Source organism: Mycobacterium asiaticum DSM 44297 (assembly GCF_000613245.1).
Taxonomy (GTDB): Bacteria; Actinomycetota; Actinomycetes; order Mycobacteriales; family Mycobacteriaceae; genus Mycobacterium; species Mycobacterium asiaticum.
Genome location: NZ_HG964937.1, coordinates 639563 through 653795, shown reverse-complemented (window position 1 = coordinate 653795; position 14233 = coordinate 639563). Strand labels below are relative to the sequence as shown.

Sequence of the window (14233 nt, the reverse complement as noted above, 5' to 3'; positions counted from 1 at the left end):
GAGAACGTGACGCCTCTTAGCTACCGGCTCCCGAACGGCTCGACTCCCGTCCTGCTGAGCGCCGATACCGCCGAACTGCTGCCACGTGAAGCCGCCGCCCTACTTTCCTACGCGACAACGCATTCCGATGTATCGCCGCAGGCCATCGCGGACATGCTGTTCCGCACCCGGATCGCCCGCAAACACCGCGCGCTGGCGATGGTGTCCGAGCGGGACGCATTGCTGAGCGCGCTGCGGGCGATCGCCGAGGGTCGCGACCATTCCCTGGTGCTCCGCTCGGAGGCAGCGGCCACAACCCGTAGCGTCGGGTTCGTCTTTCCGGGCCAGGGCAGTCAGCGGCCGGGCATGGGCCGGCTGTTCTATGAATCGGTGCCGGCGTTCCGCGCCGAAGTCGACCGGTGCGCGGCGGCCTTCGAGACGTACATTGGGCAGACACCGCTGAAATATCTTCTCGATGAAGGAGTTACCGCCGACGACGATGCCGGCACCGTCCAACCGGCCCTGTTCACCCAGATGGCTGGCCTGGCCGCGATGTGGCGGTCGTTCGGCGTTGCGCCGCGGTCCACCATCGGACACAGTCAGGGCGAAATCGCCGCGGCATATCTATCCGGACTGATCACCCTGGATGACGCGGTCCGGATCGTCTCGATCCGCTCGGGCGCCGCCGACGAGTTCATCTCCGGCGCCTACGCGATGGCCGTCATCGCCGCCGACCGGGAGACGTGTGAGGACCTGCTGGCCCGCGCTTGCGGCTGGGCGGAGCTCTCAGTAGTCAATTCGCCGAACCTGACCGGCATTTCGGGCGATCAGGACGCGGTGCAGGGCATCGTCGACAACTGCACCGAGCGCGGCATCTTCGCGCGAGTCATCCGGGTGCGTTACCCCGCGCACACCAGCGTGATCAACGAACTCAACAACAAGCTGCGCGCCGCCACCCAGCGCGAATTGGAGAATCCGAAGTTTCTCGACGCCGACATCCAATGCGTCGGCGCCACTCTCGGCACCACCATCACCTCAGACCTGCCGGTGGATCGGTACTGGTTCTGGAACCTGCGCAACACCGTCCGCTTCGACAAGGCGATCGCGACCGCGACGGCGGCTGGGGTGGACACCTTCGTCGAGCTGGCCGAACATCCCACCCTGCAATTGGCCATTCAAGAGAACCTGGCAGCCGACAGCAGCATCGAGGAGGAAAGGCAGCCCCTGGTCGTCGGCACCTCGCTGCGCACTGCCGGCGATCTCGACGAGTTCACCCGCAATCTCATGCGACTGGCGTTGCATGACCTGGGCTTCGCGTGGCAAGGCCTCGGCACCGAATTCGACGGCCCTCCCCCGCTGCCGCTGGTCGACTTCCCCAACACCGTCTTCAACGACGCCAAGCTGTGGATGCCCTACGAACAGGGCATCTCACGTATTCCCGGAAGAACATCCAACGTCGCCGTGGCGGCCAAGCCAGCCGTTTCCGAAAGCGACAGCACCCCCACGGCGCCGCGCCTGCTGAACGAACAATGGGTGCGGTTATCCCGGCGCTCACTGTTGCCGCCGCGGACGATCGGTGTCATCGACTACACCGGCGAGTGCGCCGAGCTGGCCGGCGCGCTCTGTGTTGTGGCCGCTGATGCCGGTGCCACCGCACAGCTGGTCAACGCCGAGACCGCCGCAGTGGCAGGCGGTTTGGACACACTCGCGGTCCTCATGCCGCAATCGCCGCGCCTCGATACCGCGGGAGCGGCGGCCCGGGTGGTGACCTTTTTCTCCGAGCGCACCTGGTGGCCAGGCGTGCCTGCGGGGGTCACCGACTTCTGGTTGGTGACCGTGGCCGGTGAGACCGTCATTGCCGCTGATGCCACGCCGGACCTGGTGCATGCCGGGGCGAGCGCCGGCTTCCGCAGTGTCGGAGCGAAATACCCGGGCACCCGGTTCCGGCACCTCGACCTGCCGGCGACGCCCGGCGCATCATCGAGCGCGACGGCACCGGCCGTCGTGGCGGCGCTGCATACCGCTGAGGAGTCTGAGCTCGCGATACGCGAAGGCGGTCTGTACGCCAAGCGAGTGATCGAAACAGATCTCCCCGCAATCGAATCCGATACCTCCGCTGCCGGGCACATCCTGATCCTCGGCGGGACCGGCAAACTGGGACTGGAGTTCTGCGAGCACTACGCCCACCGCGGTGCGAAGCGGATCACCCTGGTCAACCGGTCGGGCGAGACAGCCGCAATCGCAGATCGGTTGCAGCGCATCCGTTCGGCCACCTCGGCTGACATCCGGGTCGTCGCCCGCGATTTGAGTGAGACCTCCGCAATAGAAGAACTGGCGCAGCAAGGTCTGCCCGCAGACCTGATAATCCATGCCGCTGTCGAGTATTACGGTGTCGAGCTGGAAGACATCACCCCCGACCTGGCCGATGCCGCGTTGCGGGCCAAGGTCATTGGCATCGCCGGAGTGCTGGACAGTTATCCGCGAGCATCCAACAGCCGGGTTTTGCTGTGCTCGTCGGTGTCTGCGACCGTCGGAGGTCGTGGGCTGGCGCTCTACGCGGCCGGCAACCGAATGCTCGACGCGTTGGCACACCAGCACAGATCCGCCGGTGCCGATTGCATTTCCGTGCAGTGGGGACATTGGGACGTGCATCTGGACCGGTCCGGTGCGGCGATGCTGGCCGGCCTCGGGGTCGTGCCGATGCGTCCCACGGACGCGCTCGCAGCCGGCATGGCGCGGTTCGGCGAGAATGTGATCGTCGCGGCCTTCGACCTGGAGCGGGCCCGATCGGTGCTGCAGACCTGCGGTCGTCATTCCCTGTTGGCCCAGCTGGACTCGGCGCCGCCACCCGCCACAGACCCCGAAGTCCAGCGTCCCGCCGCCGAGACCGGCCGGTCGCAGCGGTTCGTCAATCTACTTGCCCAAGCCATCGGACTCGACAGCGCCGAGACGATCGACACCAGCGTGCCCATGGTCGCGATCGGGCTGGACTCGCTGCAAGCATTGGAGTTCCGCCGCCGGGTCAAGCAGGAGTTCAATCACGATCTCGAGGTCGCCGACCTGTTAGGCGGGGCATCGATCGCGGACGTGCTGGCCAAACTGAACGCGTAGTTTTTCAGCGTTCCTCAGCCGGCGTTCGTCGCCTCTCGCAAACTTCTGGGTCGCAGGTCGGCCCAATGCCGCTCGATGTAACTCAGGCAATTCGCTCGGGTGTCCGCGCCGAACACCGTCCGCCAGCCCACCGGCACCACGACGGACGCCGGCCACAGGCTGTGTTGATCTTCCTCGTTGACCAAAACGAAAAACGTCCGGCTGTCGTCGTCAAACGGATTGATACTCACCGCTTCTCCCGCGCGGCCCGGCGTGAATGGCAGCCTCGCCGCCCAGAACCCGATCGGACAGCAAGCCCAGGCAACTCAGATTTGGGAAGCCCGGCCCCTCGTTGAGCCCGGACAGGTTGGGCAGCATCAATTTCGGGGTGACCCCTTCGACGGCCAAGTCCTGGCCGATTGACTCCTCGAGCCGTTCGCCCGTCAGCGGCCCGCCCAAGCCCAGCTCCAGCAGGTCCACCGCATCCTGGCTCAGCAGCGGCAGGAACCACAACGGGTCAGCCCCCGAGCCATCGATTACCAGGTCGAAATCGTGCACACTTTCCAGTCGTTCGCCGCACTGGTCGGTTTGCAAGGTGATCCAGATTCGCTCATGACGATCGGCGACGTGCGCGACGCGGCCGCGCAGGTGTTTGATCCGCTCGTCGGCGAGAAGCAATTCCTGCACCCGTGCGGAGAAGACCCCTCGGTCGGTGCGGGCGATGCAGTCACGCCGTTCGGCCAGCGTCAACGTCCGCCAGTGGGTGGGATCGGAGAACAGCGAATTCTCGAAGAACCCCTCGCCGCGGGTGAACAAGGTAGCTTGCGGCGAGATCGCCGTGATCGTCGAAACCCGGTGGTGGAACAGCTCGTTGAGCATCGAGGCGGCCGTCTCGCCGCCGCCGATCACCGCCACCTTCTCGGCGACGATTCGATCATGGGACGACGTGCGCTCCCAGAACTGGGCTATCGACAGCATGCGCGGGTCACCGGACAGGATTGAGCGCTGCGGCTGGCCTGGCCCAGTGATCATCACCGTGTCCGCGGACAGCCGGGTATCGCGGGTATGCAGGTTCCAGCGCGAGCCGCTCACCGACATCTGAATCAGTTCGCCGCGAACCACTTTCAGCCCCACCATGTCGGCGACCCAGCGCAGATACCGAGCCCAGGTGTCATGTGTGGGCGCCGGCCTGCCCCGGTCGACCCAGCCGACGAACTGGTCCGTGGCGACCAGGTACGCCTGCCAGCTCCAGCGCATCATCCGTTCGTCAATCTCGGCGTTGCGACCCGGCACCAGCGCCGACCGGTACGGGAAGCCGATGTCTTTCTCGGGGCTGGTGCCGAGCCGCTGCCGGCCGTCCGTCCAGCCGCCGCCGGCGATCCAGTTCGCCGCCACCGACGACCGTTCAATAGCCAGCACCTCGGGCGTATCGACACCCATCTCCTGCAGGACCGCGGCCTTCGCGGCCACTGCTACCGCCTTTGCGCCGGCACCGATAATGGCGAGGGTTTCACTCATAGGGCCGCACCCGCCCACCAGGGGCCATTCGGTACGCGGCACGGACGCGCCCGGTTCGCCAGCAAGCCGGCGAATGATGCGTCGCCCACGTCCCCCACCTCCGTCTGCTTAGCTCAGGCTGCCCTAACTTTTCTGTACGCTACCCTATATTCGCGGGGCACACACGCTCGCCCCGAGGGAGCTATCGAGTGCCTGTTACCTCTGGCCCGTCGGGGGCGTCGCCGACTGGGTTCGTGCCATTTCCCGCAGATCGGGCCGCGGCATACCGCGCGGCGGGCTACTGGACCGGGCGCCCTTTGGACTCGATCCTGCGGGATGCGGCCGCGCACTGGCCCGCCCGGCCCGCCGTGCGCGATGCCCACGCCGTCCTTAGCTATGCCGACCTCGACCAGCTCGCCGACCAAGCCGCGGCGGGGTTCGCCGCCCTGCCGATCGCGCCGGGCGATCGCGTGCTGCTGCAATTGCCGAACTCCTGCCGCTTCGCCGTCGCGCTGTTCGGTTTGCTACGAGCCGGTGCGGTCCCCGTCATGTGCCTGCCGGGGCACCGGCTGGCGGAGCTGACCCACTTCGCCAAGGTCAGTGAGGCGGTGGCGCTGGTCGTCGCCGACACCGCGGCCGGTTTCGACTACCGTCCGATGGCCGAGCAACTCGCGACCGCGCATCCGCCGCTGCGGCACGTCGTCGTCGACGGCGACCCCGGCCCCTTCCTGGCCTGGCCGGATCTGCCCGGCGGTACCGCACCCGAAGTGGTGGTCGACCCGTCTGCCCCCGCGCTGCTGTTGGTCTCCGGCGGCACCACCGGCCTGCCCAAGCTGATACCGCGCACGCACGACGACTACGTCTACAACGCCACCGCCAGCGCGCAACTGTGCGAGTTGACCAGCTCCGACGTGTACCTGGTGGTGTTGCCGGCGGCACACAACTTTCCGCTGGCGTGCCCGGGCCTGTTCGGGGCCCTCAGTGTTGGCGCCACCGTCGTGTTCACCGACGACCCAAGCCCGGAGTCGGCATTCGCCACGATCGAGCGCACCGGCGTTACGGTCACCGCGTTGGTGCCGGCATTGGCGAAATTGTGGGCGCAGGCCTGCGATTGGGAGCCTGTGACACCGAAGTCGTTGCGGCTGTTGCAGGTTGGCGGGTCAAAGCTGGAACCCGAAGATGCCCGTGCGGTGCGGGAAGCCTTGACCCCGGGACTGCAACAGGTGTTCGGCATGGCGGAGGGGCTGCTCAATTTCACCCGACTCGACGATCCGCCGGACCTGCTCGACCACACCCAGGGCCGACCGATGAGCCCGGGCGACGAAGTGCGGGTGGTCGATGCGGACGGCGCGCTCGTGGCGCCCGGCGGTGAGGGCGAACTGCTGGTGCGGGGACCCTACACCCTCAACGGCTACTTCCGCGCCGCGCGCGACAACCAGCGCAGTTTTGATGCCGAGGGCTTCTACCGCAGTGGCGACCTGGTGCGGCTGCGCGAGGACGGGTACCTGGTGGTCACCGGGCGCGTCAAGGATGTGATCTGCCGATGCGGTGAAACGATCGGCGCCCAGGACATCGAGGAGCAGCTGCTGACCCATCCGGCGATCTGGTCGGTGGCGGCGGTGCCACTGCCCGATCCTGATCTGGGTGAAAAAATCTGTGCCGCAGTAGTTTTCGGTGGTCAGCCGGTCACCCTGGCGGAGCTGAACGCCCATCTCGACGGGCGTGGCGTCGCCACCCATGCCCGGCTCGACCAGCTGGTCGCACTGCCGACGTTACCGATGACGCCGATCGGGAAGGTCGACAAGAAGGCGATCGTCGCGCAGCTCACCGCGCGGTAGACCGCCACCGCCGCAGCAACCTGCGCCCCCTTCGCGCCTGCCGCACTGCCCTATCCGAGCGACCGCCGGTAACACGTTGCCCGGTACCACTTGAGATGTCGTAATAGCAGACGGTAGTGTTCTCTAAATTCAACGGCGCAGGGGAAGAACTGGGGCAATGACAGGTTCGGGGTTATACGGTTTCCTGACCGTCGTTTCGCTGGTGCTGATGCTGATAGCGGCGTCCTTTGCCGCCGTCTATGTCAGGCGGCTCAGTAAGCAACCGACTACTGCGGTCAGCGAAGAACCGGGCAGCGCGCGAGTGGTGGTGCAGAAATTTCGCCACCGCGAACCCATGTCGCAAGACGAGTGGGAGTACGCAACGCGGGTCATCACCAACCGCGGATCGTTGCTCGCGCTTTCCATCCCCGGCATGGTGTTCCTGCTGGGCTGCTTCTTTGTGTTCGGCAGCCTGGAGCACCTGCACGGCGCGACGCCCTCGGAGCGGACATTTCTGGGCGTGATCCCGATGCTGACCTCGACCAACCTGGCCCTTCGGATGCTGGGCAGCGCCAGGCTGAAACGGCGCCTCAAAAAGGCCGGGAGGTGATCCGATGAGTCGTCGCTCCGTAGGACGAACCGCCCTGTCCCGAGGGTGGATGCCGTTGGTCGCCGTTATAGCGATCGGAGTCGGCGGGTTGTGCGTCTACAAGGTGCATGAGTTCTCCGAGCCCGCCCCGGTCATCACCGTCAACGGACCGCAGGCGCCCGAACAGACCACACCCAAGCGGCTCACCTACGAGTTGTTCGGATCTTCCGGCGACGGCGGAAAACTGGTGTACGTCGATATCGACGGACACCCACACCAATTCGACTTCGCGACCCTGCCGTGGACACACACCGAAACCACCACGCTCACCGTGGTGTCCGGCAGCGTCTCGGCACACAGCCGGGGCGGCCAGATCGGTTGCCGGATATTGGTCAACGGTGTGGTCCGCGATGAGCAGTCCACCACGCATGAGAACGCCGATGTCATCTGCCGGGTGAAGTCCGCATGAGCGAGCATCGGGCGAAACGACCCTTCATCGCCAGGGGCGTACGCGCCCTGGCGATACCGATCATCGTCTTCTGGGCCCTGATCGCCGTGACGACGAACACCTTCATGCCCCAAGTGGAAAGGGTCGCAGAGGAACTCGCGGGCCCCATGATCCCGCACTACGCACCCTCGCAGCGGTCCATGCTGCACATTGGGGAGAAGTTTCGCGAGTCGAACTCGACCAGCCTGACCATGGTGGTGTTCGAAGCCGACCGGCCGCTGGGCGATCAGGACCACCGGTACTACGACGACCTGATGCGCCGGTTGAAGCGAGACCCCAAGCACGTCCAGTACGTGATGGACCTGTGGGGCAAGCCAATCACCTCGGCAGGGGCGCAAAGTGTCGATGGCAAAGCCACTTACGTGCTGCTGCGCCTTGCCGGCGATATCGGTCAGATCCAGGCGAATGAGTCGGTGCAAGCCGTTCGGGACATCGTCAAGAAGGACACGCCCCCGCCCGGGCTGAAGGTCTATGTCAGCGGCGCGGCGCCGCTCGCATCCGACACCCTGTCGATCGCCAACGCGAGCTTGAACAACGTCACCATCGTGACGATCTTCTTGATCATCGCGATGCTGCTGCTGGTCTATCGATCTTTCAGCACGCTGCTGGTGCCGTTGGCCGGAGTCCTGATCGAGATGCTCGTCGCCAAGGGAATCGTCGCCACCCTCGGCCACCTGGGCTATATCGAGCTGTCCTCTTTCGCGGTGAACATCGTGATCGCGCTGACCCTGGGCGCCGGAACGGACTACGGCATCTTCCTGATGGGTCGATACCACGAGGCGCGCCTGGCCGGCGAGAGCCGGGAGGACGCCTTCTATACGGCGTATCGCGGTGTGGCGCCGATCATCATCGGCTCGGGCCTGACCATCGCGGGAGCGTGTTACTGCCTGACGTTGGCGCGGCTCAACTACTTCCACACCATGGGGCCGGCGGTCGCCATCACCATGCTGTTCACCATCGCCGCGGCGCTGACGCTCGGTCCGGCGCTGCTCACCGTAGGCAGCCTGTTCGGGCTTTTCGATCCGAAACAACAGGCCAAGGCGCATCTTTACCGGCGCATCGGTGCGAGTGTGGTGCGGTGGCCGGTGCCGATCCTGGCAGCAAGTGCTGCGGTCGTCCTGTTCGGCGCGGTGTTCGTGCCGACGTATCGGGTGAACTACGACGACCGCCAATATCAGCCGGCCGACGCTCCGGCCAACGTGGGCTTCGCCGCGGCGGACCGCCACTTCCCCAAGAGCAAACTGTTCTCCGAGATGTTGATGGTCGAGACGGACCATGACATGCGCAACTCCGCCGATTTCATCTCGCTGGACCGGGTGGCCAAGGCGCTCATCCGGCTACACGGTGTGGCGATGGTGCAGAGCATCACCCGGCCGCTGGGTCGAGCGCTGGAACACGCCACGCTGCCCTATCTGTTCACCACTCAGGGAAGCGGCAACGGGCAGCAGCTTCCGTTCAACCGGGAGCAGAATGCTAACACCGATCAGCAGGCGAAGATTCAGGCGAACACCGTCGAGGTGCTGGACCGATTGATCGGGCTGTTCCAGCACATGTCCGACGAGATGCACCAGACAGTGCTCACCATGGAGGACATGCAGCGGGTCACCATGGAGCTGGACGAGGAGCTGTCCAATCTCGACGACTTCTTCCGCCCGATCCGCAGTTACTTCTATTGGGAGAAACACTGTTTCGACATCCCGGTGTGCTGGGCGTTCAGGTCGCTGTTCGACGCGCTCGACGGCATCGACAAGATGGCCGAGGACATCAAGGACGCAGTCGGTTCGCTCGAGGTGATCGACCGCCTGCTGCCGCAGATGATTACGCAGATGAAGATCATGCGGGACGACACCATGGCGCTGCAGGCGCTGCTGGTCAACACCTACGGATCCGCCGATCTGCAGTCCATCCAGACCGACCAGACCTTCGACGACATGATCAACGTCGGCCTCGATTTCGACCGGTCCCGCAGCGACGACTTCTTCTACATCCCCAGAGAGGGTTTTGAGAACGAAGACGTCAAAGTCGGTATCACACTGATGATGTCGCCGGACGGTAAGGCGGCACGCTTTATCGTCACGCACGAAGGCGACGCCATGGGACCCGAGGGCGTGGAACATGTCGAGGCATTCCCCGACGCGATCACCACGGTGCTCAAGGAAACGTCGTTGGTCGGCGCGAGGGTCTATATCGGCGGCTCGGGATCGAACGACCGAGATATCAAGGAGTACGCAATGTCCGATCTGCTGATCGCGGCGATCGCGGCCTTCGTGCTTATCTTCCTGATCATGATGTTCCTAACGCGAAGTCTGGTGGCCGCGTTGGTGATTCCGGGCACGGTCGCATTCTCCTACGCGGGGGCGTTCGGCCTGTCGGTGCTGGTATGGCAGCACCTCATTGGCTTGCACCTGCACTGGTTGGTGCTGCCGCTGACGTTTATCATCCTGGTCGCGGTGGGTTCGGACTACAACCTGCTGTTGATCGCCCGGGTGAAGGAGGAGATCCACGCCGGGATCAACACCGGTCTGATCCGTGCGCTCGGCAGCACCGGTGGCGTGGTGACTTCCGCCGGTCTGGTGTTCGCTTTCACCATGCTGGCCATGCTGACCAGCGATCTGCGCACGATCGGCCAGGTCGGTTCCACGGTGTGTATCGGCCTGCTGCTCGACACGCTGATCGTGCGCTCGTTCGTCGTGCCGTGCATCCTGCGGATCCTGGGGCCGTGGTTCTGGTGGCCGACATTCGTGCGCCCCCGTCCGCTCCGGCAGCGGCCGTCGGCTCCGCCGGCCGTCGTATCCAGTTGACGGCTCGGGCTTTCGGCGATAATTATGTCGCCGGAATCACGGCCAATTCATCTGGGTGATGGACACGCGCTTCAGGGACGACGATGGCTACCTCCGACGCGGCGAGTGGCGCCTGCCGACCGCATACTCGCGCGCCCGGTTCACAACCGACAGACGATGGCCGGACGCCGGCGGCCCGCCAATGCCCGATCAGGTGGAGACCTTGCTGGATTTGCTGTACAGCACTTGGAAACTCGCCCGCCACATCGCTCGCAGCGAGCCTGAGCTGTTCGACGCCCAAAACCGTTGAAATATCGCTTTTTACGCTCGACCGGCCATCACCAAAGCCTCCCGCGCGGCGAGCGCGAGGGCACCGGCGGTGGCGAAGCGCCGCTTGGGCTCTTTGGCCATCCCCCGCGCGACGACCCCGTCAAAGCTGCTGAGAGCCGGGATATCTGCGCCCGGCCGCGGGACCGGCTGCTGCAGGTGGCCGCCGTGGACCACTGCCAGGCTGTCACACGGATATGGCGGATGCCCCGTCAGGCACTCGTAAAAGACACAAGTCAGCGCGTAGATGTCGGACCGAAACGTCGTCGCGTCACCGGTGAGCGTCTCGGGGGCCGCGTACGCGTGTTGCAGCGGATGCGCGTCGACCAGGGGCTCGTTCGCGAGATAACGGAACCCGGCCAATAGAACTATGCGGTCCCGACCGACCAAGATATTGCCTGGGTGGACATTGCGATGCATCCAGTCCTGTAGGTGCAACGCGTCGAGCGCCGTGGCAACCTGGCTTACCAACCCGACCGCCCGCGCCGGCGACAATCGCGGGTGGCGGACAAGCACCCGCTCGAGATCGATGCCGTCGATCACCGGCATGACGATGCAGGAGCGTCCGTCGATCTCGCCCCATTCATAGATCGGCACCAGGTGCGGTTCTGCCAGGTGGACCCGCGCGGCGGGCGGGAGGTTGCGCGACAGCCGTTGCCGAAACGACCGATCCGCGCAATGCCAAGGCAGGACGACCTTCACGGCAACTATCCCGCCCGGGGTCGGGCGCTCGGCTTCATACACCCGGGCGAGTTGTCCGCGCCCCAGCAGTCGCAGCAAGCGAAACGGGCCGAATCGTGATCCCACCCGGCAGGACGCGTCACCACCCAAACGAAACTCGTCTCTCAACCGGGCGATCGCGTCGGCCCGCGTGAGTTCGCGCAGCTGCAACGCACTTTCATAATCGGCGAGGCAGAACGACAGATCGCCGCTCTTTGCAGACGCTGGGTCTTGATCGGCGAACCGGACCGGCTGCAGGCGACGGCCACGGTTGCCCTGACAACCGCACACTGCGCAGCACGGCTGCGCAGTCACTACGCCGCTTTCACCGCATGAACGCTACCGGTGGGGAAATCGCGGCGCCACCATGACCGGATCAACCTTGCCATTGACTAATGTCACCATTTGATATTGACTGCATTGATGAACGACGGCGTTCGGGTGGCAAGTTCGGTGCGACGGCAGCCGACCACCGGGCCCGCCACCGGAACGGCGGGGTGAGAAGTGTTCGGGCCCTTGGGCAGAGTGTTCAGCCGGTCGGCGACGAGCCACGATGCCCTGGCAGTCGTCACCGGCGCCGCCAGCGGAATCGGTGCCGCCTTCGCCGTCGAACTGGCCCGCCGCGGCGGCGCGGTCGTGTGCAGTGACATCGACGATGCGAAGGCCGGGGAGACCGCCGAGGCGATCATCAAGAACGGTGCCGACGCCAGGGTAATCCACTGCGACGTCTCCCGCTTCGACGATGTCGTTGCCCTGGCCGAACAGGCCCAGGCCTGGTTCGGCGCACCGCCCACACTGGTGGTCAACAACGCCGGCGTGGCGGTGGCCGGTGCCGCAATCGGCGAGACGCCAATCGACGATTGGGCGTGGATCCTCAACGTGAACCTGTGGGGAGCCATTCACGGCTGCCATGTGTTCGCCCCCATCCTGCGCGATGCCCCGCGCCTGCCCGCGCCGAGAGGCATCATCAATGTCGCATCGGCAGCGGCCTACGGCGCGGCCCCCGGGATGGGCGCCTACAACGTCAGCAAGGCCGGCGTCTTGTCGCTCTCCGAGACACTCGCCGCCGAATTGTCCGGCAGCAGAGTCGAGGTCACCGCTTTGTGCCCAACCTTTGTCAGGACCAACATCGTCGAGGCCGGTCACATCAGTACCGAATACGGTGAGATGGGCGAGCGGTTCATGCGCTGGATCGGACGTTCGGCGGACAAGGTCGCACGCACCTGCCTGGACGCCCATGATCGGGGCGAGTTGTATTGCATGCCGCAGCTTGAAGCCAAGATCGGTTGGAACATCAAGCGTTTGGCGCCGGGCACCTTCACCCGCGCAGTCGGCCTCGCATCCCGGGTGGGAAATACCTAATCTCCGGGCCGTTTCAAAAGATTGGAAAGGAGCGCTTGGTGGCCATCGAGATGGAAGCCATGCTTACCAAGATCAAAGACCGCCAGTGGGCGCTGGCCGATATCGACTGGGAAGCCCCGGGCGCCGACACCATCCGGGCGGAATTCCGGCCGAAGCTCAAAGCCTTCATGGCCGACCTCTGCTGGATCGAGAACATCGGCGCCCGCGGTTTCGCGGCCCTGGCCAAAAAGGCACCCAATCCGACGATCGCGGAGATCTACCGGTACTTCCACGCCGAAGAGCAACGCCACGCCAACGCCGAGCTGGCCCTGATGAAGCGGTGGGGCATGCTCGACGACGGGGAATTGCCGGAGCCCAACGTCAACATCCGGTTGGCCATCGACTGGCTCGACACCTACGCAGACGACATGCCACTGTCGGTGTTGGGCACGGTCATCCCGATGCTGGAGGTGGCCCTGGACGGGGCCCTGCTGAAGTTCCTGCTGGACTCCGTGACGGACCCCGTTTGTCATGAGGTCTTCGAGAAGATCAACAACGACGAATCCAGGCACATAGCAGTCGATTTCGCGGTCCTCGACATGATCGGAAACGCCACCGCGCGCCGGCTGGCCATCGAATTCGTGGGCACCGTCGCGACGCCGGGCCTGATCATCGGCGCATTGATGTATGTGCCGCTGCTGAACCGCATCCGCAACGAGATGGCCGGCATGGGCATGGACGCCGAGCGGCTCTACAACGCGGTCAAGCGATTCAAGCAACTCGGAGAGCGCGGCGAGCGGACCGCGCGGGTGCCCGCCTACCGCGTCCTCAAGCGGCACGCCGCAATGGTGGTCAATCCGCGCCACCCCTACCACCTGCTGGCCAATTCCATGGTCTGGCTGTCCGAGCGTTATCCCCGCCCACTGCTCAAGCCGGTGCCAACCTGGTTCCGGGAACTCACCCACGAACCGGCGGCATGACCATGAGCGAGGAGCACACCTACGCCACGCTCATCGTTGGAGCCGGCTTCACCGGACTCGGTGCGGCCATCCGACTGGCCGAGGCCGGCGTCACCGACGTCCTCGTCCTGGAGCGCGGCGACCGGGTGGGTGGCACGTGGCGAGACACCCGGTACCCGGGCGCCAGCTGTGACATCCCGTCTCTGCTCTACTCGTTCTCGTTCGTCAAGAACCCACGTTGGTCACGGACCTACTCCCCCGCGCCGGAGATCTGCCAGCACATCGAAGAGATGGCAACGAGATTCGATATCCGTCGCCAGATCCGGTTCGGCCGCCAAGTCACCGGCCTGACCTTCGACGAGGACACGGGCGTCTGGACCGTGCAGACCAGCGATCACAACCGCTTTCGTGCCCGCACCGTTATTTTGGCCGCCGGACCCCTTTCCGACGCCAGCCTGCCCGACATCCGCGGGCTGGACAGCTACCGTGGCCACAAGATTCACAGCGCGCGTTGGGATTCCGATTACGACTTCACCGGCAAGCGGGTCGCGGTCATCGGCACCGGCGCCAGCGCAATCCAAATCATCCCGGAACTGGTGAAGCAGGCCGGATTCGTCAAGGTGTTC

General features: G+C 65.2%; 11 protein-coding genes. 8 read left to right on the top strand and 3 right to left on the bottom strand.

Going from position 1 to position 14233, the window contains the following annotated elements; all coding sequences use genetic code 11:
- The first annotated feature begins 6 nt into the window (after positions 1-6).
- Entirely contained in the window at positions 7-3090 is a 3084-nt protein-coding gene (nbtC, locus tag BN972_RS13485; RefSeq protein WP_036358634.1) for a nocobactin polyketide synthase NbtC, read from the top strand.
- A gap of 14 nt (positions 3091-3104) precedes the next feature.
- Here the strand turns inward: nbtC and BN972_RS13480 are convergent, their stop codons facing one another.
- Together BN972_RS13480 and mbtG are read right to left on the bottom strand one after the other, a co-directional pair.
- The gene (locus BN972_RS13480; RefSeq protein WP_036358631.1) at positions 3105-3320 is read right to left on the bottom strand and encodes an MbtH family protein; all 216 of its coding nucleotides are present in this window, start codon (positions 3318-3320) and stop codon (positions 3105-3107) included.
- The gene (gene mbtG, locus BN972_RS13475) at positions 3301-4587 is read right to left on the bottom strand and encodes an NADPH-dependent L-lysine N(6)-monooxygenase MbtG (RefSeq protein ID WP_036358628.1); all 1287 of its coding nucleotides are present in this window, start codon (positions 4585-4587) and stop codon (positions 3301-3303) included. The genes BN972_RS13480 and mbtG overlap by 20 nt, the downstream gene beginning before the upstream one ends.
- A 188-nt stretch (positions 4588-4775) precedes the next feature.
- Here mbtG and BN972_RS13470 point away from each other — a divergent pair, with 188 nt between their 5' ends.
- From BN972_RS13470 to BN972_RS13455, 4 genes are all read left to right on the top strand, one after another.
- A complete protein-coding gene (locus BN972_RS13470; protein ID WP_036358625.1) occupies positions 4776-6404 on the top strand; it encodes a (2,3-dihydroxybenzoyl)adenylate synthase in 1629 nt (542 codons plus the stop codon).
- A gap of 157 nt (positions 6405-6561) precedes the next feature.
- A complete protein-coding gene (locus BN972_RS13465) occupies positions 6562-6993 on the top strand; it encodes a hypothetical protein (RefSeq protein ID WP_036358622.1) in 432 nt (143 codons plus the stop codon).
- A 4-nt stretch (positions 6994-6997) separates the two neighbouring features.
- A complete protein-coding gene (locus BN972_RS13460; protein ID WP_099051084.1) occupies positions 6998-7441 on the top strand; it encodes an MmpS family transport accessory protein in 444 nt (147 codons plus the stop codon).
- Positions 7438-10281: an MMPL/RND family transporter gene (locus BN972_RS13455; RefSeq protein ID WP_036358616.1), complete on the top strand. Its 2844-nt coding sequence runs from the start codon at positions 7438-7440 to the stop codon at positions 10279-10281. Before BN972_RS13460 ends, BN972_RS13455 begins: the two co-directional genes overlap by 4 nt.
- Positions 10282-10581: 300 nt before the next feature.
- On the opposite strand, the gene BN972_RS13445 is transcribed toward BN972_RS13455, so the two are convergent.
- Positions 10582-11478 carry a serine/threonine-protein kinase gene (locus BN972_RS13445; RefSeq protein ID WP_158086314.1) on the bottom strand — a complete coding sequence of 299 codons (897 nt, stop codon included), beginning with the start codon at positions 11476-11478 and terminating at the stop codon, positions 10582-10584.
- 333 nt (positions 11479-11811) lie between these two features.
- Here BN972_RS13445 and BN972_RS13440 point away from each other — a divergent pair, with 333 nt between their 5' ends.
- The 3 genes from BN972_RS13440 to BN972_RS30400 all read left to right on the top strand — a co-directional run.
- A complete protein-coding gene (locus BN972_RS13440) occupies positions 11812-12669 on the top strand; it encodes an SDR family NAD(P)-dependent oxidoreductase (protein WP_036358611.1) in 858 nt (285 codons plus the stop codon).
- A 38-nt stretch (positions 12670-12707) separates the two neighbouring features.
- Positions 12708-13628 (top strand): ferritin family protein, encoded by a 921-nt coding sequence (locus tag BN972_RS13435; RefSeq protein ID WP_036358608.1) that lies wholly within the window; start codon positions 12708-12710, stop codon positions 13626-13628.
- Positions 13625-14233, top strand: a 609-nt coding sequence (locus tag BN972_RS30400) for a flavin-containing monooxygenase (protein WP_036358606.1), incomplete at its 3' end; no start/stop codon positions are given. The genes BN972_RS13435 and BN972_RS30400, both read left to right, overlap by 4 nt.